The organism is Sphaerochaeta sp. PS (assembly GCF_032144095.1).
GTDB lineage: Bacteria > Spirochaetota > Spirochaetia > Sphaerochaetales > Sphaerochaetaceae > Sphaerochaeta.
In genome coordinates this window covers 14,535-34,929 of sequence record NZ_JAVSNJ010000008.1, presented here as the reverse complement: position 1 = coordinate 34,929, position 20,395 = coordinate 14,535, and the positions used below count along the sequence as shown (strand labels likewise).

Annotated in this window: 22 protein-coding genes; 9 read left to right on the top strand and 13 right to left on the bottom strand. The window is 51.8% G+C overall.

The genetic code is table 11. The annotated features are described in order from the left end of the window. Genes hisB through hisIE form a run of 5 tightly spaced genes read left to right on the top strand, consistent with a single transcriptional unit; the run spans position 1 to position 3,859 of the window. On the top strand, positions 1 to 1,140 hold the full coding sequence (gene hisB / locus ROJ03_RS08370; protein ID WP_313726570.1) for a bifunctional histidinol-phosphatase/imidazoleglycerol-phosphate dehydratase HisB: 1,140 nt from the start codon (positions 1 to 3) through the stop codon (positions 1,138 to 1,140). After that, positions 1,137 to 1,733, top strand: a complete 597-nt coding sequence (gene hisH / locus ROJ03_RS08365; protein WP_313726569.1) for an imidazole glycerol phosphate synthase subunit HisH — start codon at positions 1,137 to 1,139, stop codon at positions 1,731 to 1,733. Before hisB ends, hisH begins: the two co-directional genes overlap by 4 nt. After that, positions 1,733 to 2,467: a 1-(5-phosphoribosyl)-5-[(5-phosphoribosylamino)methylideneamino] imidazole-4-carboxamide isomerase gene (locus ROJ03_RS08360; RefSeq protein WP_313726568.1), complete on the top strand. Its 735-nt coding sequence runs from the start codon at positions 1,733 to 1,735 to the stop codon at positions 2,465 to 2,467. Before hisH ends, ROJ03_RS08360 begins: the two co-directional genes overlap by 1 nt. Next, the gene (gene hisF / locus ROJ03_RS08355) at positions 2,457 to 3,239 is read left to right on the top strand and encodes an imidazole glycerol phosphate synthase subunit HisF (RefSeq protein WP_313726567.1); all 783 of its coding nucleotides are present in this window, start codon (positions 2,457 to 2,459) and stop codon (positions 3,237 to 3,239) included. Before ROJ03_RS08360 ends, hisF begins: the two co-directional genes overlap by 11 nt. 11 nt (positions 3,240 to 3,250) lie before the next feature. Further along, positions 3,251 to 3,859 (top strand): bifunctional phosphoribosyl-AMP cyclohydrolase/phosphoribosyl-ATP diphosphatase HisIE, encoded by a 609-nt coding sequence (gene hisIE, locus ROJ03_RS08350; protein ID WP_313726566.1) that lies wholly within the window; start codon positions 3,251 to 3,253, stop codon positions 3,857 to 3,859. Between the two features lie 68 nt (positions 3,860 to 3,927). Here the strand turns inward: hisIE and ROJ03_RS08345 are convergent, their stop codons facing one another. After that, positions 3,928 to 4,413, bottom strand: coding sequence for a hypothetical protein (locus ROJ03_RS08345; protein WP_313726565.1), 486 nt, complete (start codon positions 4,411 to 4,413; stop codon positions 3,928 to 3,930). A gap of 127 nt (positions 4,414 to 4,540) precedes the next feature. Continuing rightward, positions 4,541 to 5,107, bottom strand: a complete 567-nt coding sequence (locus ROJ03_RS08340) for a TetR/AcrR family transcriptional regulator (RefSeq protein WP_313726564.1) — start codon at positions 5,105 to 5,107, stop codon at positions 4,541 to 4,543. A gap of 194 nt (positions 5,108 to 5,301) precedes the next feature. Here ROJ03_RS08340 and ROJ03_RS08335 point away from each other — a divergent pair, with 194 nt between their 5' ends. Together ROJ03_RS08335 and ROJ03_RS08330 are read left to right on the top strand one after the other, a co-directional pair. Further along, positions 5,302 to 7,212 carry an FAD-dependent oxidoreductase gene (locus tag ROJ03_RS08335; protein ID WP_313726563.1) on the top strand — a complete coding sequence of 637 codons (1,911 nt, stop codon included), beginning with the start codon at positions 5,302 to 5,304 and terminating at the stop codon, positions 7,210 to 7,212. Between the two features lie 176 nt (positions 7,213 to 7,388). Continuing rightward, the gene (locus tag ROJ03_RS08330; protein WP_313726561.1) at positions 7,389 to 8,189 is read left to right on the top strand and encodes a class III extradiol ring-cleavage dioxygenase; all 801 of its coding nucleotides are present in this window, start codon (positions 7,389 to 7,391) and stop codon (positions 8,187 to 8,189) included. Positions 8,190 to 8,357: 168 nt separating this feature from the next. Here the strand turns inward: ROJ03_RS08330 and ROJ03_RS08325 are convergent, their stop codons facing one another. The 3 genes from ROJ03_RS08325 to radC all read right to left on the bottom strand — a co-directional run bounded on the left by ROJ03_RS08325 (position 8,358) and on the right by radC (position 9,788). Continuing rightward, positions 8,358 to 8,750: a PIN domain nuclease gene (locus ROJ03_RS08325; RefSeq protein ID WP_313726560.1), complete on the bottom strand. Its 393-nt coding sequence runs from the start codon at positions 8,748 to 8,750 to the stop codon at positions 8,358 to 8,360. Continuing rightward, positions 8,747 to 8,941 carry a type II toxin-antitoxin system VapB family antitoxin gene (locus ROJ03_RS08320; protein WP_313726559.1) on the bottom strand — a complete coding sequence of 65 codons (195 nt, stop codon included), beginning with the start codon at positions 8,939 to 8,941 and terminating at the stop codon, positions 8,747 to 8,749. Before ROJ03_RS08320 ends, ROJ03_RS08325 begins: the two co-directional genes overlap by 4 nt. Positions 8,942 to 9,104: 163 nt before the next feature. Beyond that, complete coding sequence (gene radC / locus ROJ03_RS08315) at positions 9,105 to 9,788, bottom strand: RadC family protein (protein WP_313726558.1); 684 nt, start codon at positions 9,786 to 9,788, stop codon at positions 9,105 to 9,107. Between the two features lie 146 nt (positions 9,789 to 9,934). Here radC and ROJ03_RS08310 point away from each other — a divergent pair, with 146 nt between their 5' ends. Then, complete coding sequence (locus ROJ03_RS08310) at positions 9,935 to 10,375, top strand: MerR family transcriptional regulator (RefSeq protein ID WP_313726557.1); 441 nt, start codon at positions 9,935 to 9,937, stop codon at positions 10,373 to 10,375. Here the strand turns inward: ROJ03_RS08310 and ROJ03_RS08305 are convergent. Genes ROJ03_RS08305 through ROJ03_RS08290 form a run of 4 tightly spaced genes read right to left on the bottom strand, consistent with a single transcriptional unit; the run spans position 10,370 to position 14,208 of the window. Beyond that, positions 10,370 to 11,194 carry a sugar phosphate isomerase/epimerase gene (locus ROJ03_RS08305; protein WP_313726556.1) on the bottom strand — a complete coding sequence of 275 codons (825 nt, stop codon included), beginning with the start codon at positions 11,192 to 11,194 and terminating at the stop codon, positions 10,370 to 10,372. The genes ROJ03_RS08310 and ROJ03_RS08305 overlap by 6 nt on opposite strands. Continuing rightward, positions 11,194 to 12,537: an ABC transporter substrate-binding protein gene (locus ROJ03_RS08300; RefSeq protein ID WP_313726555.1), complete on the bottom strand. Its 1,344-nt coding sequence runs from the start codon at positions 12,535 to 12,537 to the stop codon at positions 11,194 to 11,196. The genes ROJ03_RS08305 and ROJ03_RS08300 overlap by 1 nt, the downstream gene beginning before the upstream one ends. Before the next feature lies 1 nt (position 12,538). Continuing rightward, positions 12,539 to 13,345: a carbohydrate ABC transporter permease gene (locus ROJ03_RS08295; RefSeq protein WP_313726554.1), complete on the bottom strand. Its 807-nt coding sequence runs from the start codon at positions 13,343 to 13,345 to the stop codon at positions 12,539 to 12,541. Then, a complete protein-coding gene (locus tag ROJ03_RS08290; RefSeq protein ID WP_313726553.1) occupies positions 13,342 to 14,208 on the bottom strand; it encodes a sugar ABC transporter permease in 867 nt (288 codons plus the stop codon). The genes ROJ03_RS08295 and ROJ03_RS08290 overlap by 4 nt, the downstream gene beginning before the upstream one ends. Positions 14,209 to 14,435: 227 nt before the next feature. Here ROJ03_RS08290 and ROJ03_RS08285 point away from each other — a divergent pair, with 227 nt between their 5' ends. Then, positions 14,436 to 14,879: a MarR family transcriptional regulator gene (locus tag ROJ03_RS08285; RefSeq protein WP_313726552.1), complete on the top strand. Its 444-nt coding sequence runs from the start codon at positions 14,436 to 14,438 to the stop codon at positions 14,877 to 14,879. Positions 14,880 to 14,886: 7 nt separating this feature from the next. Here ROJ03_RS08285 and ROJ03_RS08280 read toward each other — a convergent pair whose 3' ends face one another. The 4 genes from ROJ03_RS08280 to ROJ03_RS08265 all read right to left on the bottom strand — a co-directional run bounded on the left by ROJ03_RS08280 (position 14,887) and on the right by ROJ03_RS08265 (position 20,246). Then, positions 14,887 to 16,587: a capsule assembly Wzi family protein gene (locus tag ROJ03_RS08280; RefSeq protein WP_313726551.1), complete on the bottom strand. Its 1,701-nt coding sequence runs from the start codon at positions 16,585 to 16,587 to the stop codon at positions 14,887 to 14,889. Between the two features lie 117 nt (positions 16,588 to 16,704). Then, complete coding sequence (locus ROJ03_RS08275) at positions 16,705 to 17,541, bottom strand: HNH endonuclease (RefSeq protein ID WP_313726549.1); 837 nt, start codon at positions 17,539 to 17,541, stop codon at positions 16,705 to 16,707. 81 nt (positions 17,542 to 17,622) lie between these two features. Beyond that, positions 17,623 to 19,047 carry a sodium:glutamate symporter gene (locus ROJ03_RS08270; protein WP_313726548.1) on the bottom strand — a complete coding sequence of 475 codons (1,425 nt, stop codon included), beginning with the start codon at positions 19,045 to 19,047 and terminating at the stop codon, positions 17,623 to 17,625. Next, positions 19,044 to 20,246: a lysophospholipid acyltransferase family protein gene (locus ROJ03_RS08265; RefSeq protein ID WP_313726547.1), complete on the bottom strand. Its 1,203-nt coding sequence runs from the start codon at positions 20,244 to 20,246 to the stop codon at positions 19,044 to 19,046. The genes ROJ03_RS08270 and ROJ03_RS08265 overlap by 4 nt, the downstream gene beginning before the upstream one ends. Positions 20,247 to 20,395: the final 149 nt, after the last annotated feature.

Genomic DNA, 20,395 nt, shown 5'->3' with positions numbered 1-20,395 from the left:
ATGAACCAGAAGATGCATAAGGCCGTATTGTTTCTTGATCGAGATGGGATCATCGTAGTGGAAGACCAGATTGACTCCTACGAGAAGATCGAATATATCCCAGGGGTCTTTGGGGCCTTGGGGAGGATCCGACGGGAAGGGGCTTTCTACTTTGCGATGGTAAGCAACCAGGATGGGGTAGGTACTCCCTCCTTTCCCCAGGAGAGTTTTGACAAGCCGCAGGAGAGGATCTTGCAGACCCTACAAGGTGAGGGGATCGTCTTCGACGATATCCATGTCGATTTCTCCCTCCCTGAGGACAACTGCCCGGGCCGTAAGCCGAAGATCGGGATGTTGGGAAAATACCTTGACGGTGAGTACGACATTGCCAACTCTGTGGTGATAGGGGACCGCATCACCGATGTGAGGCTGGCCTATAACCTGGGATGCAAGGCTATCTGGTTTGCCAATCCAGAGCGGGAGAATGAACTGGACGAGGAGCTTCGTGCCACCTGCATCTTCATCAGCGACAACTGGCAGAGTGTGGCCTCCTTCCTCCTGGAAGATCCCAAGCATGCTCCCCGTATGGCAACGGTAAGCAGGAATACCAAGGAGACCGAGATTTCCCTCACGGTCAATCTCGATGGTTCGGGCCTTGGCACGATAGAAACCCATATCCCATTTTTCAACCATATGCTCGACCAGGTGCTCAGGCACAGTGGTCTGGACATCACCCTCCATGCCCATGGGGACCTGGTGATCGACGAGCACCACAGTGTGGAGGATGTAGGCCTCGCCCTTGGACAGGCTGTCAGGCAGGCCTTGGGGGATAAGCGGGGCATAAGCCGATATGGCTTTGAGCTGCTTACCATGGATGATGTGCTAGCCGAGGTCGCCCTGGACTTTTCGGGCCGCCCTTCCTTCCTCTGGGATGTCCAGTTCCGGAGGGAGTATGTGGGAACCTTCCCTACTGAGATGGTTGAGCACTTCTTCAAGTCCTTCAGCGATGCCTCCCAGTGCAATCTGGCGATGAAGGTGTCGCAGGGCAATGTCCACCACCAGGTGGAGGCCCTGTTCAAGGCCTTCTCCCGAGCCCTCAGGCATGCTGTGCACAAGTACCCTTTCTCCGATGCCCTTCCTTCCACCAAAGGACTTCTATGAAGATAGCGATAGTCAAATATAATGCAGGCAACACCCGCTCGGTATTGTGTGCCCTCAAGCGACTTGGCTATGAGGCGATGGTTACCGACGACCACGATGAACTCAAGGATGCCGACAGGGTAATCTTCCCCGGTGTAGGGGAAGCCTCCACTGCAATGGCCTACCTGCAAGAGAGGGGTTTGGATACCTTCCTGCCTACCTTGCGCCAGCCTTTTTTGGGCATCTGCCTCGGTATGCAGCTCATGTCCAGTTTCAGTGAGGAGCATGACACCAAATGTCTGGGGATCTTTGATGAAGTGGTGAAGAAGTTCGTGCCCCTCCAAGGGGAGAAGATCCCCCATATGGGCTGGAACACCCTTTCGTTTGAGCAGGTTCCACTTTTCAAGGGCCTTTCCGACCCTCTGTGGTGTTATTTCGTCCATAGCTACTACCTGCCCCTCTCGGCCAATACCATCGCCACGACTGAGTATGCATCGGTGAGGTTCAGCGCCTCTTTGCACAAGGATAACTTTTGGGGTTGCCAGTTCCATCCGGAGAAGAGTGGCCCGTCTGGAGCCCTGATGCTGAAGAATTTTATTGAGGAGGCCCTCTGATGGACCTTATTCCAGCTATTGATATTATCGACGGTGCCTGTGTACGTCTCAGCCAGGGTAATTACAGTGCAAAGAAGCAGTATGCTTCCGATCCCCTGGAGGTAGCAAAACGGTTTGAGGAGCATGGCATCAGGCGCCTCCACCTTGTAGACCTCGATGGCGCCAAGGGTGGGAGAATTGTCAACATCCGCACCCTTGAAAGGATTGCCGCAAACACGAGCCTGGTCATAGATTTCGGCGGTGGCATCAAGCGAAGCGAGGACCTGAAGGATGCCTTTGCTGCAGGGGCAAGCATGGTGACCTGCGGCTCGGTAGCAGCAAATGACCCAGCATTGGTCACCGGTTGGCTCTCCCTCTATGGCCCTGACAAGCTCATCCTGGGTTCTGATGCCAAGGGAGGGAGGATTGCAACCCATGGATGGCTTGAGACTACGACCCTCGAGGTGGGGCCTTTCATTGATTCCTACCTTGCCAAGGGGTTCTCTCGCGTCATCTGTACCGACATCGCCCTTGACGGGATGATGGGCGGCCCTTCGTTTGCCTTGTACGAAACGCTGCTTGCCAACAGGCCTTCCTTGCGCCTCATCGCATCTGGTGGCATCGCATCCATAGGGGATTTGCGCCAGTTGCGCTCATCCGGTCTTGATGGCGCCATTATCGGGAAGGCCCTCTACGAAGGGGCCATCACCCTCGATGAACTCACAGCCTTTAGGGAGGAGACAGATGCTAGCTAAACGGATTATCCCATGCCTTGACGTAAGGGACGGACGCACGGTAAAAGGGGTGAACTTCATCAATTTGCGTGATGCAGGGGACGCAGTTGAGCTTGCACAGCTCTATAGCGCCAGTGGTGCTGATGAACTCACGTTCCTTGACATAACTGCTACAGTGGAGAACCGTTCCACCTTCAGTGCTCTGGTTCGTCGTATTGCTGACCATATTGGCATCCCTTTTACCGTTGGAGGAGGCATTCGCACCATAGGTGATGTCGGGGTGTTGTTGGACAGTGGTGCCGATAAGATCTCCATCAATAGCCAGGCGGTGGCTGACCCCTCGGTGATCGACACACTCGCCCTCCAGTACGGCTCGCAGTGCATCGTCTGTGCCATCGATGCACGGCGCAATCCTCGCTTCGACAGTGCAACCGAAGAGGGTTGGGAGGTCTATGTCCATGGTGGGCGCAAACCTACCGGCCTTGAGGTGGTTGCCTGGGCAAAGGAAGCCTATGGCCGTGGTTGTGGGGAGATCTTGCTGACTTCCATGGAGAACGATGGGGTCAAGCAAGGGTTTGCCTTGGATATTACCCGCCGGGTAGGAGAGGCTGTCGGCATCCCGGTCATAGCAAGTGGTGGGGCTGGGACGATGGAACACTTCGTGGATGTGTTCACCAAGGCCAAGGCCGATGCAGCCCTTGCTGCTTCTATTTTTCATTTTCATGAAATTGACATACCTGAGCTGAAGATTTTTCTTTCGCAACGTGGTATAACTATGCGTACCCGGCAGTAAGGAGTTTCGAAATGGCACTTGATTTTACGAAAATGAATGGACTCATTCCAGCAATTGTCCAAGATGCAGTCACCCGAAGGGTGCTGATGCTTGGCTATATGAACGAAGAGTCGCTGAAACTTACCCGTGATAGAGGTCTGGTTACCTTCTGGTCAAGGAGCCGTCAGAAGCTCTGGACCAAGGGAGAGACCAGCGGAAACTATCTTAAGGTCCGTGAGATTGTTGAGGATTGTGATCACGATGCCCTGCTCATCAAAGCAATTCCTTCAGGACCTGTCTGCCATACAGGCAGTGATACCTGTTTCAGTGAGGTCAATGATCCTGCTGAAGTGACCTCCAGCGAGTTCCTCTTCTACCTTGAGGAGGTGATCAACGACCGGAGGGAGTATCCCCAGGAGGGTTCCTACACCAACCACCTCTTTAGCCGTGGTCTGAACAAGATCGCCCAGAAGGTCGGAGAAGAGGCCGTGGAACTCATCATTGAGAGCAAGGATGACAACAAAAGTCTTTTTCTAGGTGAAGCTGCTGATCTGATGTACCACTTCCTGGTGTTGCTTGCAGAGAAGAATGTCCCCCTCAGTGAAGTGATCGATGTCCTTAAGGGTCGCCATAGCAGATAAGACTGAGAAAAACTGGTGTATAACGATTGAGACCTCCTGGCTTCAGGAGGTCTCTTCATATTCCCTTCCTAGCTGAGTTTTATCAGGTGGTCAGTCCACTCTTGGGGGATATCATTGAAGTTCATGATGTTCAACTGGGCATTGGCAACCTTCTCTACAAGGATCTGGGAAACGTTCGGGTCAAGTTTCCACATTGCCCCGGTAAGGGGGTCGATGATGACCATACCAAGGACCCCGCCCATCAAGAGATTTCCCCAGTACCAGCCATCGATCGTGCTTGTAAGGGTGTATACGGAGTCTTCAAAGCCTGCTTTTTCGAACTTGATGGAGTAGGATCCCTTCTTGAAGAATCCATTGCTTGCATCAAGGGTTACTATGGCAGGGGTCTTGCCCTGGTAGACTACGCGGTTGTTGCTGTCGGTTATGGTAATCTTTGCCTCATTGGGATCGCTGGTGATGGTCACCGGATACTTGTCACTGCTGACAATGGATGCACAGCTTGTCAGAGAGACAAGCATTACGACGGAAAGAAGAACGAGAAGAGTTTTTTTCATGCATTTCTCCTAGAAATTTTTTTGATAGAATACATAATATGTGAACATGCGTCTATAGGATAATAGCTATAAGTACAAATATTGATATCCTAGCGGGGTGGAGGGTGGTGTCACTTCTATGTGGGGATTAGCCCCGTAATGAGGGCTCAACATCCAGGAGATTCACCAGCGACTGGAAGAACCCTCCTTTCCAGTCGAACTCTCCCTGTAATGTGCACCACATATATTCGTAGCCGGTGAACATGAAGGCAGCAGCCTCATAGAGGCTTCCTGCATTGTTGGCATTCCTGAACTGTCCGCTTTTCTGGCCTGTGGCAATAATATCGATGGCTATCTCTTCCAGGGCCTTTCTCAAGTGAAGGGCCCGTTCCTTCCGTTGGAGGTTCACGATGAGCAGTTGGCTGTTCAGGTCGGCCCCCAGGGTGGTGATGTGGTCGATGAGGTGGTTGAAGAGCAGCTTGATCTGGTCCCAACTCGAAGAGGTGTGGATCATCTGGAGGAGTATGGGGGTAAGGTTGTCGACGATGACATCATAGAGCTGCAGGAGGATGTCCTGCTTTGACTTGATGTGATAATAGAAGGTCGGTTTGGTGATGTTACAGGCTTGGCAGATATCTTGTACGGTGACTGCGTCATAGCCGTTTTGCCTGAACAGCTCACCACCTGTCTGCACAATCTGTGCTTTCATGTCCATGTTCGCCCCCTCAAGCCTAACTGTAGCAGATGCATCGTGCTTCAACAAGTATCGGTTTTCTTCGCTGTCTTTTTATCGATAAAAAAGAATTGACATAGGGATATTTCTTTGGTATTGTTTACCCAAGTAACAAAAAGTATTACCGCGGTAATACAGCTAGGATCACGATACACCAATTGACTGGAGGATGTAGCATGAAGATTTTGGAACAGACGCGTATAGCAAACATGAAGCTTCGCAACCGTATCTATATGGCACCGATGGGGACTCAGACCGATGCCGATGGATCGTTCTCTGATCGTTCGATCAGGTATTATGAGGAGCGCGCCAAGGGTGGGTTTGGTTTGATTATCACAGGGGCAAACCAGGTGACCATGCAGTACGAAGCAAAGGCTTGCAACGTGCTTGGAAGTGCAAAATCCTTTGAACAGCTCAATTTTCTGGCGCGTCGTATCCATAATCAGGGAGCAAAGCTTTGCGTCCAGCTTACCCCTGGCCTGGGAAGGATGCAGTTCACCACCGGCGACGTACGTCCTTACTCGGCAAGCGAAGTCGATTCATTCTGGTTCCCTGGCTTGAAGTGCAAGGCGTTCAGCCTCGATGACATCAAGTTCCTTGTGCAGAAAATGGCAGAAGGTGCAGCGACGGCGAAACGGGCAGGTGCCGATGCTGTCGAGCTTCATGGCTATGGTGGGTATCTGATGGACCAGTTCCAGACCAGCATGTGGAACAAGCGAACCGATGAATATGGTGGAAGCCTTGAGAACCGGATGCGTTTCTCTGTTGAGTGTGTACAGGCCATTCGCGATGCAGTCGGCCCGGGTTTCCCCATCCTCTTTAAGTTCACCCCCTACCACGGAGTGGAAGGTGGACGCGAAATGGAAGAGGGTATTGCGATGGCCAAGATTCTGGAACAAGCCGGTGTCGATGCCCTGCATGTGGATGTCGGCTGCTATGAGGCATGGTACAAGGCGATCAACACAGTCTACCAGCCACCCATGGTCCAGCTTCCCGTCGCCTATGAGATCAAGAAACAGGTATCAGTGCCGGTAATGAGTCAGGGCAAGATGCAGAATCCCAGTGACGCTGAGGCAGCTCTCCAGGAAGGGAAGGCCGATATGATCGGTCTTGGGCATATGGCCATCGCCGATCCCTACTGGGTGCAGAAGGTGAAGAAGAACCAGAGCTATGACATTACCCCTTGTATCGGTTGTAACGAGTGCCTCTATGCAGGCTTCTCGGGAAAGATCATGCAGTGTGCAGTCAATCCTCTTGCCTTTGCCGAGGACTACTATCCGGTACCAGCAGGAGATCCATCCAAGCGTGTGCTGGTTATTGGTGGTGGCCCTGGTGGCATGATGGCAGCCCTCACGGCAGAAGGGCGTGGGATGCAGGTCGAACTGTGGGAGAAGCGAAATGAACTGGGTGGTCTCTTGCTCGCCGCAGGTGGTCCCCGCTTCAAAAAGGATGTCAAGGATTATGTGGACTACCTGGTCGGGAAATTGTACAGAAGTTCCGTTAAGGTCTCCCTCATGAAGGATGGTTCAGCTGAAGAGATTCTGAGAGGCAACTATGACAAGGTCATCTTTGCCACCGGAGCAACAGCTGTAATGCCTCCGATCAAGGGTATTGACCAGAGCTTCGTAACTGGTGCAAACGATCTGTTGACAGGAAGGAAGGCGTACGGGAAGAACGTGGTGGTAGTGGGAGCTGGCCTTGTAGGGTGTGAGACCGCCTGCCACTGTGCCGAGAAGGCCGATTCTGTCACTCTCATCGAGATGCTTCCCGAGATCCTGATGACAACCAGCCACTGCAAGAACAATGACCAGGCCCTTCGCCAGTTGATCGAGGATTGCAAGATCAAGATCGTGACCGGTGCCAAGGTGTTGCGGTTCGAGAATAACAAGGTATTCTATGAACACGAGGGTAAGGAGAAGAGTATTGAGGCCGATACTGTTGCCATTGCAGCAGGGTACAGGTCCAATACCCAGCTGTACGATGCCCTGTGCGATAAGGTGGATTGTGCTCTCGTAGGGGATGCCGAAACTCCGGACAACATCCTCACTGCCGTGCACCATGGGTTCAACTCGGTTCGTTGCATCTAGGGTATTTGTTGAGTAACGATGGGGAGGGGTGTTGCCAAGGCGACACCCCTCAAGTGTTTCTGCTTAGCACAAAGAAATTCCTCCTTCTCATTCACTTCTTTGCTGATTTCCTCTTACAATGGAATATTCTGCGCTATACTTGTAGTGTATTGAACTTCTTCAAAGGAGGAGAGAGTATGCAGGAACAGAAAGGACAGGTGCTCTATTTTTCCCATGGGGGAGGTCCTTTACCTCTCCTGGGGGACCCAGGCCATCGGGCAATGGTCTCTTTTATGCAGGACCTTCCATCACAACTTCACAGGCCGGATGCCATTGTGGTGATCAGTGCGCACTGGGAGGAGCGGTTTCCCACTGTTTTGGGTGCAATGAATCCTCCCATGGTATATGACTACTATGGGTTTCCAGAAGAGGCCTATGAGTTTACCTATCCAGCACAAGGCAATCCTGAATTGGCAAAAAGAATTGTAGCTTTGCTTGAAAAAGATTGTATGCCTGCCCGAATCGATGAACAGCGGGGTTTCGACCATGGCCTTTTTGTTCCCTTGCTGTTGATGTATCCCGAGGCCGATATCCCTGTTATCCAGCTTTCCTTGGTAAAGGGGTTGGATGCGGCAACCCACCTACGGGTAGGGAAGGCCCTGAAAAACCTCCTTTCAGAAAACGTCCTCATCATCGGTTCAGGTTTTTCCTTTCATAACATGCAGGCATTTAGCTGGAAAGAATCACGGAAGGTCGATATAGAAAATGATGCATTCCAGGATTGGCTTATCGATGTCTCTACCGGCATGCACTTCAACGAGGATAGGGAGAGGTTGCTTGCCTCCTGGGAGAAGGCTCCCTTTGCCCGCTATTGCCACCCCAGGGAAGAGCATCTGCTTCCCTTGCATGTGTGTGCAGCCCTTGCCAACTGCAAGGCTTCCCTTATTTTCGATGACTACATCCTAGGCAAGCGGGCTATCGCTCTCAAGTGGCTGTAGGGCGGAATGTTTGATAAAGGGCAAATGCGACTCGTCCAGGGTGTTTTTGGATAAACTCTTTAAGCAGCCAGGTCATACCTATGATATGATGCCTTATAGGTTTACTGAGCAGTAGATTCAGGAATTGTTACACCCAGTACTAGTAGTATCAGTACACTTTTGGGGCATCTATCTTTTCACCCGTAGTCCTAGCAGTTCTTCCATCGGGTCATAGTCCCGGTCGTTGTGCAGGAGCTCAAGGTCGTGTGCAATGCAAAAGGTAGCAATGAGTACATCTATGGTCTTTCGGATCGTAATACCTTGTTTTCGTAGCTTCCGAAAGTTTTCTGAAGCTTTGGTGGCCATTTCCTTTCCGACAAAATCATGATATTCAAGCGAATCCATGAGGTGCTTTGCTGCCTGATACTGCTTGTTGTCACGAAACCCTTGCAGAAACTCTACGATGATCAAATCCCCGGCAACAACCCTGTCCTGTTCCAGTTCCCTGTCGAGGATGTCTGTCTGGGGGGTAAAAATCCCATTGACATAGTCGATCCAAACAGAGGTATCTGCAACGATCATGGCTTAGTCCTCATTGCATCAAGATCTCCTTCCCAGGATAGTTTGCCCCTGAGATTACGTATTTTTGCTTGTTTCTTCATTGCAATAAGAAGTTTCAATCCTTCCTCCACTGCCTCTCTTTTTGTTTTGTACCCTGAGACCAGCAACGCTTCATCCATCAAATGGTCATCGATGACAATATTTGTTCGCATTTCTACCTCCTGGAAACTATGTGTATTGCCAATACTAATCATACACATATATTCCAGAAAAGTATACTTGATAGTCTGAGGCTGAAAGAACAACAGTTCCATGGAAATCTTTTGATAGAAAGAAGAAGCAACCTACTTTCCTTGTTTTTCCTGGTAGGGTGTATCAAAACACATTCCCCTCCAGCATGGAGAAGTACCCCTCTTCACTGAACACCAGATGGTCCAGCACCTTGATGCCTATGATGTCCCCAGCTTGTCTGAGACGACGGGTCACATCCTTGTCCTCCACACTGGGCTCCAGGTTGCCACTGGGGTGGTTGTGGGCTACCAGGATGGCAGTGGCTCGTTGTCTTACTGCCTCCACAAAGACCTCTCGGGGATGTACCAGGGTCCTGTTGACCAACCCGATGGAGCAGACGTTGACCGATAGGACTTCGTGTGCACCGTTGAGGGCTATGCTGAGGAAGTGCTCCTGCATCCTTCCTGCGTAGTGGCTGATGAGGGGAAAGATATCACCAGGGGTTGATATCTGCCGCTTCTTTGCAGGAAGCCGCCTCCTACCCAGTTCAAGGGCTGCACAGATGAGGGTAGCCTTAGCCATGCCCAACCCTGGGATGGTGAGAAGGTCCTCATGGCTGATCGTGGGTTTCTTGTCCAGGATCTCTAGCAGTTGCTTGGCGATGACCGTAACAGGGCGCTCCTTGCTGCCACTGCCTATGAGGATGGAGAGCAACTCCAGATCGGAGAGGGACTCTGCCCCTCCCGTAGCCATGCGTTCTCGTGGGCGGTCATGGACGGCCATGTCCTTGATGCGTTGGTCATTTGGTGTATTGATAAGGTATTTCATACTCTCCTAAGGGAGGTATGTGGGTAGTTCGCTTGAAATGGTTTTTTGCCTTTACACAAGGTCTCATCTGTACAAACAAAACAATTATGGGCAGTTGGGCGCACTTTGGCTTGAGCATCGTGGCCTAGGTATGGTACACACTTTGTATGCAGACTTATCGAATTGGCGAGTTGGCCAAGAAATGCAAGGTTACGGTACGGACCATTCGCTACTATGAGGGTTTGGGCTTGCTCAAGACCCAGAGCCGCACTGATGGCGGCCAACGTCTCTATACTGACGAGGATGTCGTCTACCTGAACCGCATTGCTGAACTGAAAGAATTGGACTTCTCCCTTCATGAGATCGAGACCATCATCCGCATGGGCGATGAAGATACGACCGGGCAGAAGCGACGCAACGAGCTGCTGCGCCAGTACCGCAGCAAACTCAGCGAGACCCTCTCCCGTATTTCCCAGATGGAGAAGCGAGTGGAGGATCTTTCCTGGCATGTGCAGCAGTTGGAAGCCCACGATGATTTCCAGCAGTGTCCTGGTTCTGGTTGCATCACATGCACTTTCAAGGAGCGTTGCCGATTCAAGCAGCTATAGGGCGAGCAGATACTCCCCAACCAGCTTAGCCTGCCTGATGGCAAACACCTTCAATTCCGAGGGAAGGTGCTGGTTGAAGAACATGCACTCGTAGGTGAGGTCCCCACTGTACCCTATGTTCCTAAGGGCCTGTACTGCCCTTTTCCAATCGATGGTCCCATAGAAGGGCAAGAGGTGTTCATCCCTCTCTCCATGGTTGTCGGCCACATGGGTGGCCACCAGACGCTCTTTCATAGCCAGAATATCGCTCTGAATATCGTGGCCACGCATATGGGCATGCCCAAAATCATAGCAGATGCCGACACTGTCGCTTGCAAAGGCATCTGTCAGGGCTATCAGGTCCCCGATTTCAGTTATCTCATCCAGATCATTGAGGTTTTCAAAAGCCAACTTCACCCTTGCCTTTTCAGCTTGGGCGACAAACGGCCTGTAATAGGCAAGATTATCCTCAACTGACCCCTTGATGGGATGTACCACAAGGATCGGGATGGAAAGCTTCATATTGCATTCAAGGCTGCGGGCTAACAATTTGTCAAACTCTTTTGCCTCAGACTCAGGGAGCGAAAGCCTGTCCCCTACATAGGGGGCATGGCTTTGATTGAAAGTCAGGGAGTGCTGCCTCTTCAGGTGGTCGAGACGTTGGATATAGCTAGGGTACTCACCACTTCTCAGGATACTCGAGGGGTTGAGCATCTCGCAGAAGTTCAGGTCAAGGAGCTGCATCCCCTCCTTGGCATAGAAGGGAAGCAGGTTGACCATCTCGGTCTTGGTATTGTCCCTGTTGTAGCTGATGAGGTTGGTGCTTGTTGCTATTTTCACTACTGGTTCATCCTCAGGTAGTCCTGCAGATAGCTGTTGATCTCCTTTTCCAGGGCCTTGCTGGTCTCCTCTGGACTCTTGTCCTCCACCAGCATCTTCAGGATTCCTGTCTGGAATGCGTAGTAGACCTGGTAGGCACTGGGTATCCAGACACCCTGCAGTTCAGGATTGCTTTCCTCCAGTTGCTTGATGGCCACCCCATAGAGGGGGTTGTTCTGCAGATGGGTCTTGAAGGCATCCATCGAATAGGTCCCTTCGCTTACCGGGAAATAGCCAGTTGCAATGTGCCAGGCGAGCTGTTGCTCGGCCGAGGTGGCAAACTTGACAAACTCCCAGGTCTGCTTGCTCTTGCCACTGCCATTGTCCAGGGCATAGAGAGCCCCTCCGCCGACATTCACCCCTCCGGTAGCCTGTTCGTCGACCATCGGGAAATTGGCCACACCCAACTCAAACCTGTCTCCCACCATCTGGATTATGGTAGTGAGGTTGCTGGTAGAACCCACCATCATGGCAACCTTTCCACTGGCAAAGGCTCCATTCACATCGCTGGTGAGGTTTTCCAGCGATCCTGTTGCATTGAGCTGTTTCCACTTGGTAAGGAAGTTCACCATCGTCCCATTCTCCTGGAAGAGTACCTTTGTAGGGATTCCTGTGTGGCCATTCTCCATGTCGGTAAGATAGCTCATGGCTTTCTGCTGTCCCAGCCAGACAATGAGTTCATAGGTAGTCGGCACGTTGGCAAAGCCATAGCGGACAACCTTTCCCTTGTCGTCAGTTTTCTTGAGCAGGGAAGAGGCCGTTGCAAGCTCGTCGAGATTCTTCGGTGGGTTCTTCAGGCCAACCTCATCGAATGCACTCTTGTTGTAGTAGAGCATGATCGTTGAGCTGTTGAAGGGCATGGCGATCATTTCCTTTTTGTAGGTAACTGAGAGCCTGGCACTGTCGAGGATGGCTTTCAGGTCAAAATTGTCCTGTTTTGCCAGCTTCTCCATGCTGATGAGGTACTCGCTGTCCCTGATGTCCAGAACACCCGACCCATCGAGCTGTACAAGGTCTGGGAGGCCGACGTTGGACCCGCTTTGGAAGATCGCCTTGGTCTTGGTCAGCACGTCGCTTGCGCTGCCCTGGAAGACAGCCTGCACGTGGATATTCTTCTCCTTGCCTACCGTGTTGTTGAAATCATTCACCATGGCTTCAGTTGCCTTGCCTGCAAGGCCACTGCCGTAATGCCACCAGGTTATGGTGGCTATCGGTTCGGCTGGTAGTTCACTTTTTGCCTGGGCAAAGAGTGGAAAGGAAAAAGTTGCTGCCAAGAGGCAGATCGCGATAAGGATTTTTTTCATGTTACCGTCCTGTGAAGCGTGTACTTACGCTCTCTTTGATTTTTTTGTTCAAGAGTATGAAGGCGATAAGAATCGGGGTCATCAGCAAGGTGATTGCTGCAAACTGCGGTCCATAGTCCAGGTTTTCCGAAAATCCGAGCATGGTGATGCCCACCTGCACGGTCCTCATTGACTCGCTGTTGGTGACCAACAGCGGCCAAAGATAATCATTGAAAATGTTGGTGAAGGATTGAAGGGCGAGGGTAATGACCACACTCTGGCTGATAGGGACCAGCAAGGTGGTCAGGAACCGGAAATCGGAACACCCTTCGATGATGGCAGCCTCACGGTACTCCTTGCTGACCATCTTGAAATACTGTCTGAGAATGAAGAGATGTGCTGGAGCGAGTAGGGATGTGCTTATGATGCCCACATAGGTGTCTGTCAGACCGAGTTTCCGTATGGTGATGAAGTTCTCGATCAACAGGGCATCATTGGGCAGCAGCATGGTAGCGATGAGCAGGACAAACAGGATGTCCTTCCCCTTGAAGGTGTAGAAGGCAAACACATAGGCTGACACGATGCTGATGGTCATCCTCACCGTCGTCCCCACCGTTGCTGAGGCAAGTGAATTTGCAAGGAATCGGGCAAGATGGGATTCCGAGAATGCCCTGACATAGTTCTGGAACGTGGGATTGGCAGGAAGAAGCCGTGCCGGGATGCTGGTGAAGTCGGAGAATGAGAAGAAAGATGCGCTGATGGAGTAGAGTATGGGAAACACCACCACCAGGGAAAGCAGAGTCGCTGCAACAGGAACGAGTTTTTTCATTGGTAGTAGACCCTCCTCTTTTCGAATCGCAACAGGAGGAGCATCACGATGAAGGTGAGGCCAAAGACCACGGTCGCTATCGCTGATCCCAGTGCATAGTTCCCGCTTTTGAATCCTTCCAGATACATCTGGTAGACCAAGGTCTGGGTCGACCTGAATGGCCCGCCCTGGGTCAGCAGGAGGACTGGGGCGCTGATGAGCATCGCATCCTTGATGCTCGTCACCAGGACAAACAGCAGGGTAGGGGCGATGAGGGGGAGCTGCAGGGTAGTGAAGAGCTGCCAGGGGTTGGCTCCTTCCAGTTCAGCTACCTCCAGCAAGCTGGCAGGGACGTTGCGGAGAGCCGATACCAACAGCAGGAAATCGAAGCCGATGTCCAGCCAGACCCCGGCAATGACCAAAAGCAGCATTGCAGCCTTGGGGTCGTTGAACCACTGGATATCTACCAGCAGAATCGAGTTCATGATACCGATGGACGGGTTGAACATCATCTTGAAAAGCATCATGGCACTGCTCATGGCAACTGCCATGGGGAGGAACATGCATATCTGGTTAAGGGAGGCCAGCTTCCCTTTCCTGTTTGCCAACAGGGCTGCTACCAGGCAGATGATGAGGTTGGTAGGGACAAAGTAGAGGGTGAATCGAAGGGTATTGGAGAGGCTGTCCTGGAAAGAGCCACTTGAGAAGAGCCTCTTGTAGTTGTCCAACCCCACGAACGAGAGACGTTTGCCGATGATGGAGAGATTGAAGAGGGAGTTGACGATGGTACGAAGAAACGGCCTGTAGGCAAACAGGAATGCAAGGATGAGCGCTGGTAATAGCAGTATGTAGGGTTTTGCCTTGTTGAGCATCTTTGTATCCATTTCACTCCCAGTCCTTTGGCGATGATACTTCCTTTGTATCGGGAATTGCAAGGAAGTTTAGGCTTAAATTCAGATTTGATAAAGAAATACCTAACGTTGGAATAGGTTACGTTACCTTTTTCCCACACATAGCTGACGCTCCAAGGATTGCGTAAGGTTTTTCCTCCTTGTTTTTTCTGTTTGAATCAAGCACAATGATATAGTACACAATTTAGGAGGAATGACCAATGGAACCAACCCAAAAACTAGATAATCAACTCTGTTTTGCTCTCTATGTATGCTCGAAGGAGATCATACAGAAATATAAGGCCCTGCTTGAGCCGTTTGGGCTTACCTATACCTCCTACATTACCCTGCTCGCACTTTGGGAGGAGGACAACCAGACGGTAAAGGAGTTGGGAGAGAAGCTCTTTCTTGATTCAGGAACCCTTTCCCCGGTACTCAAGAAGCTGGAGGGTGCAGGCTTTGTCATAAGGGAACGTAACCCATCGGATGAACGGAGTGTAACCATTCGCCTGACAGACAAAGGAAAGAGGACACAGGTCAGTGCCCTCTCCATTCCCAAGGCGATGCACTGTAGCCTTACTGAGGATAGGCGTATGGATGGGGGGCGCATCGAGGCCCTGGTGGATGAGCTGCACACGGTAGCCTCCATTCTGCTGGAAGGCTGACAGAGCCTCAGAAGGTGAAGACCATCCTTGTTACCAGCTGGAGGTCACTCCTCTCGCCGCTCGTTGTCTTGGTTGCCTTTGCATAGGTTCTCCTTCCTATCCAGGTGAGTTCGGCAAAGAAGCGCATCGGCGTCTTTTTGAGCCACCAGGAGCCTTCCAGGGCTATGATGAGCTGTTCCTTGATCGCATCCCCAGAAAGGGGTGGCCCTGCGATATTGGAGTTGCCAGAATTGTCATAAATCTGACTTGTTGTATCATAGTAATGTGGTCCAAAGATATCGACCCTGCCCTGGCGATGCAGGAGGGCACTGGCCTTGTACCGGGCTTTGCCGGGGATGAGGTAGGTCATCTCGGCAGAACATACGATGCTGTCGGACCCCCACCGGTAGCCAAGGTAGTCGAAGGCCAGGGGTGTGCCGTTGTTCTTCAGCCCACGGACGACCAGGAAGTCCACCCTATCCCTTCGGTATAAGGAAGGGTCGGTTCCCACAAACTCAACAGAGGTGGTGAGTATGCCTTCCCTCACGGGAGCAGAGTGAGTCATGCCTACCAGGAAGCCCAAGGCATTTGCCTCATATCCCCCCTCATTGGCGAATTGAAATTGGTCGAGGACAAACTGAGAATGGAGTGATAGCCCTCGAGCTAAGGCAACCTGTGCTTCCAGGCTTGCGATGGCATTGAGCATATCCCCGTTGTAGAGGTTATGGTAGATGAAGGTGGGATCGAGGTAGTTCCTGGGGATGCTTGCACCCTTGAACATGACGTTCTCAGTAACGGCAAAGCGAAGCCAAGGGTAGGGTTGGTTCTCAAGGCGGCTACCCATGAAGGTTCTCTCTTCTTTTTCGTCATTGAGAGGGTTGGGCAAGAAAAGATAGAGGAACTGCAGCTTGAATTCGCTGCTGAAGAAGCTGATGTTCAGATTGTTGTGCGAATCGATATGGCTTCCTATGACCAGGTTTCCACTCTCCCCTACACCCCAGCCCAAGGGGCCCCTGCCGAAGGAGATGTTCCACCACTCACCCCCTAGGGTAAGCTGGGAGTCTTTTGGCCAGTTGGCCTGAAACTCCTTCTTTGTTGTCATGAGGTTGGTGTTGAAATGCTTCTGGAAGAGGGTTGCTTGCTTGAGGAATTCTGACTTACTGTCTCCTGGCACTATGATTGCCCCTATTCCATTAGGAAGCTCTGCAGGTTGTACAATGAGTACCCCATTGTCTTGTGGTGAAACAGGTGATGGCCCCATCTCCACGCTGGTAGCAAAGTAGAGCCTGTTGTTCCAATCCATCTCGAGACGGAAGTCGAAGAGAGGCAGTCGCCTGTCAGCATTGTAGGACCAGTCTTGGGGGAGGGTGAACCCATCGCTGTTGGAATGGGCATAGGTTTCCAAGGCCACTGTGGTGGAGAAGCGGTGGGAGAGTCCGTTGCTGTCCTGTTTGGGCAGCGTTGTTTCCAGTCGGGAGAGTGCTACCTGTTTGAGTTTGGCTGTGCTGCCTCCATCGGGGATGGCTGAGAGTATCAGAGCCGCCTCATTGGTGCTCCAGGGCCTTGCCCCTGAAGGGAGGGCCAGTCCATGGAGACGATAGAGCAGGTCAACCTCCTCGTAGAGGGGGGAGTGTATGTTGATGGTCCTTGGGGAGTAGGAAGAACTAAACAGGGGGAGAGCTATCATCAGGACAAGCAGGATGGATAGGAGGGTGGGGCGGTTCTTCATGGCTTGGTTGCAACCCTTGTATATGAGATCTTTACTGGCAAGTGTACCGTACCTTCGATGGCTAGGGAAGGGTGCACTTCAAGCATTTTTTCGGGGGGCCTGTGAGTGATTTCTTTATCAGCCCAATACAATGGTGTGCTTTTTTGCCAGAGGGGTACTCTCCCCGGTTATCTGGTTGAAGGTATATATCTGGCTTTTCCCTTGTTTGAGCACCTGCTCCTCTGTGTGGAACCGACGATGGCAGTTCGGGCAGAGACAGAGCATGTTCTGCTGCAAGTCTTCCCCACCTTTGGAGAGGGGTCGGATATGGTGTACATCGGCATTGAGATGTTTCCATTGCTCTTTCTTGGAGAGCGTGCTTACCCACTTTGGTCGATATATCCTGGTGTGGCATACCTGGCAGTAGAAATCATAGGTACACTTCAGCGTTTCCTTCAGGGATGGGCTGCTGATGAAGTACTTGTACTTCCCAAAGCGGAACTCCTGGCTGGAAGTGGGTATCTTGCTGAGCCTGCTCTCTATCTGCTGGGGATCCTCAACATCCTTGAGAAACTGGCTGACCCAGTACTTTGCATCAAGCTCGGCCACAGCATAGCCGTCCTCGTCCCCCATGGGCCCCTCTTCTGCTTTTTCGCGGAGGTAGGAGAAGAGTAGCATATACGATTCACTCTGTGCATAGGGCTTGAGGATTGCCAAGGCCTTGTCTAGGGAAAGCCCTTCAAAGAAGTGCTTGTGTTTGCCAACCAGCCCAAGGAAGTGCAGGATACCCATTGACTGGTACCCCTTTGATACCAGGGGGTCGAGTCCCAGTACCACCCTATCCAGGGCACGATGGCTCATACCACTGAAAAGGTAGTGGTAGACCACCTCGATGTGCTCTTCTGACGAGTACTGGTTGAACTCCCTGCCCCTATTGCTCGGCTGAAGGGCAGGAAAGTCTGGTAGTGTGTCCATAGGGTAACTCTACACGTTCCTGGCTGTGAAAACAACCGAAAAGGTTGCTGTAAGCCAGGAAAGCTATACTCCTTGCTGCCTCTACTCCTCTTCTGTGTAGAACAGTTTGCTGGCTTTTGCAAACGACCGCTTCTTTGCGATCAGGATGTAGGCGACAAAGGCCGCCACCATGTAGAAGGCGGAGATGGCTACAGCAAGCCAGAAGAGGGAAGGATTGTTCCTGGTGACACTGAATGCCGGCAAGTTTACGCTCATGATGAAGGGAATGGCAAGGATGAATACGATGCCCACCGAGTAGAGGTAGTCAGTTGCCACCGGTGTCTCAAACTCCTGGTCTACGACCCTCAGCAGGGCAAGGCCAGTAGGCAGGGTCCCTGTTGCCGTCCCGTAGATGACCAGCATCCTGTAGAACTGGTGGTCGTCATAGATGCGCGAACAGTACCAGGGGAGGACCACCAAGGTGAGGATGGATCCCGTAATGACCAGGGCGAGGATGGGAAGCCAGTAGCCTTGGACGGTCACGAGGGATATTGCGCCAAGGGAGGCAGCAACCGTAAGGTCGACAGACAAGCCGCTGATGCGGTTGCAGGTAGCGGTGTCTATGGTAGTCTCTACCTTGAAGAAACGCATCACCATCTTGACCCCTAGGGCACAGAACGAGCTGAAGATGAAATTGATGCCCCAGAGGCTCTCAGCTAGGTCCCTTCCCAGGGGGCCTATAAGTCCCAAGAGGGCTGAAATGCCAGTTAAAAATCCCCAGCTTATGAGGTAGGTCGCCATGACCAGGGCAATGTGGTAGGTAAAAGAATCCAAGGACTCCCCATCGGTGGTGAGAAAGGACCCTATCGGACGATCGGTTGTTACCCTGCTGAAGAATCCTGTGCGGATACTCTTCTGGTTGATCTTCTCCCTATACTCCTTGGCTATCCAACCCCGCTTGATGCCCTGGTTGATGAGCATTACACCACCAAAACTTCCAATGAGGAATCCGATCGCAGCCATGGTGAGGCCGACTGAAGAGGCTCCGGAAAAGCCCATCCTCTCCCAGGTAACCCCTATCGAATAGGCTTGGCCAGGTCCTAGCTCAAAGCCGAGGGGAAGCGAAAACCCAATGGCAGGGAAAAGGTTGGGGCTGACCGTTGCAATGAGCAGGGCAGTGACAAGCAGGCCGAAGAAACACTGCAGCCCATACTGGGCCATGACAGCGGCCACATTTGCTGCAATGGCTCGGTTTCCCTTTGTCCTGTTTCGGCTTTCAGGGATGACCCTGAGCATCATGGAGATAAAGGAGATGTTCAGCAGATGATAGACTATCTCCCCAAGGAAATCGCTCTTCAAGCCCAGCCTGTGGGCAAAGAAATTGTAGAATACCAACAGGAAGATACCGGCAACAATGGGGGCAGGTATCAGATACCGTTGGAAAAATCGGATACGTGCCCGTGCAAGGGCAGCCGCCAGAAGGGCAACCGAGATAATACCAATGTGAATGATGTAATTCCAGGTCATACGTCTTCCTTTGTTTGTTTCAGTATACGCTCATTGAGGTGAAAGAGCTCAACATATTTGAGACTGGAGCCATGTTTGTCGATACGGATCCTGTATAGGGTCTCCTCACAGTAGAGTTCAATGGTGTGCTTTGCGTTGATGATCATGGACTGGATGTTTGCCAGGGGAAATAGTGCAAGGAGGGGAGGGTTGTTGCTCCTTACCTGCAGCCCTTCGCCGGTCATGGTAAGGGTAAAATCCTTGCTCAACGTCAGGAGCCTGTTGTCTACGCCCTTCTGGTAGAGCACACCCTTGTCAGGAGGAAAAATTGGACTTCCTTCTGTGGTGGCTTCCATCCGTGAGAGGAGTTGGCTTCTCTCCCACTCATGCCATGCAGGGACATCCCTGAAAGGGTTGTTGCCTTGGATGGGGATGAATCTGTCATGTGCATCCAGCCGTGATTTCAGATTACAATGGTTGCACATGATGAGGTCCTTCTTTGTTGTCAGGCTGCTGAAAGAGTGGCAATCAGGGCACAGGTAGAGAGCCCTCTGCAGGCCCTCTGCCTGTGCCTTCCCCCTGAACGGGGTGCGTGTCCTCTCCTGCCACTCTCGGTATGAGAAATTCAGGGTCTCTGCAAGATAGGCATAGAGTTCCTGCTTGGTCATGGCATTGATGGTTTCGGCAGATATTGGTGGCAGGACCCTGAGGGTAGCTTTTCCCACCCTCTTCTTGTCGGCCCACCTGGGCTTGAGGGCGTAGATACCCTCAAAGGCGATGATGACGACAGGGACACGGAATAGTTTGACAAGCTTTGCTATCGACTCGGAAAAGCCGACAGGCTCTCCATCCCAAGTCCTTGTGCCTTCAGGAAAGAGCCCTACGATATCTCCGCCCTTGAGTGCTGCCGAAATTGCCCTGATGGTCTCCAGGTCGCTTCGCCCCTGCTGCTTGGAAATTCCTCCAACCCATCTGCCCAGAAGGGTCTTTAGCCCATAGAGCTTGAATAGGTATGCCCCAGCCACCCACCGGATGTGTACCTTGGCTGCAGCGGAGGCAAAGAGCGAGTCATAGGCATGGGAATGGTTGCCCAAAACGAGAAAGGGGCCCTGCATATCGGTAAGGATATCCATGCCTTCTGTCTTGATGTGGTTGCCGAGTAGAAGATACCTGCCATAGGTCGGTCGGGCAATGTGTATGAACAAGGGGGTTTTCGACACTATTGGCCTCCGTGTTAAAAATATACCATGCCAATATGGGATATGTCTATGAGACTAGGTCCACTTCTTGACGGGTGATGTCCGGGATGTTAGAGTAAACCTAGCAAATTAGTAAGATATACACTTGTGAATGGGTTTTCTCCATTTTA

Excerpts from the sequence above, each read along its gene's own strand:
- hisB (WP_313726570.1), top strand. The coding sequence starts at position 1 with ATGAACCAGAAGATGCATAAGGCCGTATTGTTTCTTGATCGAGATGGG.
- hisH (WP_313726569.1), top strand. The coding sequence starts at position 1,137 with ATGAAGATAGCGATAGTCAAATATAATGCAGGCAACACCCGCTCGGTA.
- ROJ03_RS08360 (WP_313726568.1), top strand. The coding sequence starts at position 1,733 with ATGGACCTTATTCCAGCTATTGATATTATCGACGGTGCCTGTGTACGT.
- hisF (WP_313726567.1), top strand. The coding sequence starts at position 2,457 with ATGCTAGCTAAACGGATTATCCCATGCCTTGACGTAAGGGACGGACGC.
- hisIE (WP_313726566.1), top strand. The coding sequence starts at position 3,251 with ATGGCACTTGATTTTACGAAAATGAATGGACTCATTCCAGCAATTGTC.
- ROJ03_RS08345 (WP_313726565.1), bottom strand. The coding sequence starts at position 4,413 with ATGAAAAAAACTCTTCTCGTTCTTCTTTCCGTCGTAATGCTTGTCTCT.
- ROJ03_RS08340 (WP_313726564.1), bottom strand. The coding sequence starts at position 5,107 with ATGGACATGAAAGCACAGATTGTGCAGACAGGTGGTGAGCTGTTCAGG.
- ROJ03_RS08335 (WP_313726563.1), top strand. The coding sequence starts at position 5,302 with ATGAAGATTTTGGAACAGACGCGTATAGCAAACATGAAGCTTCGCAAC.
- ROJ03_RS08330 (WP_313726561.1), top strand. The coding sequence starts at position 7,389 with ATGCAGGAACAGAAAGGACAGGTGCTCTATTTTTCCCATGGGGGAGGT.
- ROJ03_RS08325 (WP_313726560.1), bottom strand. The coding sequence starts at position 8,750 with ATGATCGTTGCAGATACCTCTGTTTGGATCGACTATGTCAATGGGATT.
- ROJ03_RS08320 (WP_313726559.1), bottom strand. The coding sequence starts at position 8,941 with ATGCGAACAAATATTGTCATCGATGACCATTTGATGGATGAAGCGTTG.
- radC (WP_313726558.1), bottom strand. The coding sequence starts at position 9,788 with ATGAAATACCTTATCAATACACCAAATGACCAACGCATCAAGGACATG.
- ROJ03_RS08310 (WP_313726557.1), top strand. The coding sequence starts at position 9,935 with ATGCAGACTTATCGAATTGGCGAGTTGGCCAAGAAATGCAAGGTTACG.
- ROJ03_RS08300 (WP_313726555.1), bottom strand. The coding sequence starts at position 12,537 with ATGAAAAAAATCCTTATCGCGATCTGCCTCTTGGCAGCAACTTTTTCC.
- ROJ03_RS08295 (WP_313726554.1), bottom strand. The coding sequence starts at position 13,345 with ATGAAAAAACTCGTTCCTGTTGCAGCGACTCTGCTTTCCCTGGTGGTG.
- ROJ03_RS08290 (WP_313726553.1), bottom strand. The coding sequence starts at position 14,208 with ATGGATACAAAGATGCTCAACAAGGCAAAACCCTACATACTGCTATTA.
- ROJ03_RS08285 (WP_313726552.1), top strand. The coding sequence starts at position 14,436 with ATGGAACCAACCCAAAAACTAGATAATCAACTCTGTTTTGCTCTCTAT.
- ROJ03_RS08280 (WP_313726551.1), bottom strand. The coding sequence starts at position 16,587 with ATGAAGAACCGCCCCACCCTCCTATCCATCCTGCTTGTCCTGATGATA.
- ROJ03_RS08275 (WP_313726549.1), bottom strand. The coding sequence starts at position 17,541 with ATGGACACACTACCAGACTTTCCTGCCCTTCAGCCGAGCAATAGGGGC.
- ROJ03_RS08270 (WP_313726548.1), bottom strand. The coding sequence starts at position 19,047 with ATGACCTGGAATTACATCATTCACATTGGTATTATCTCGGTTGCCCTT.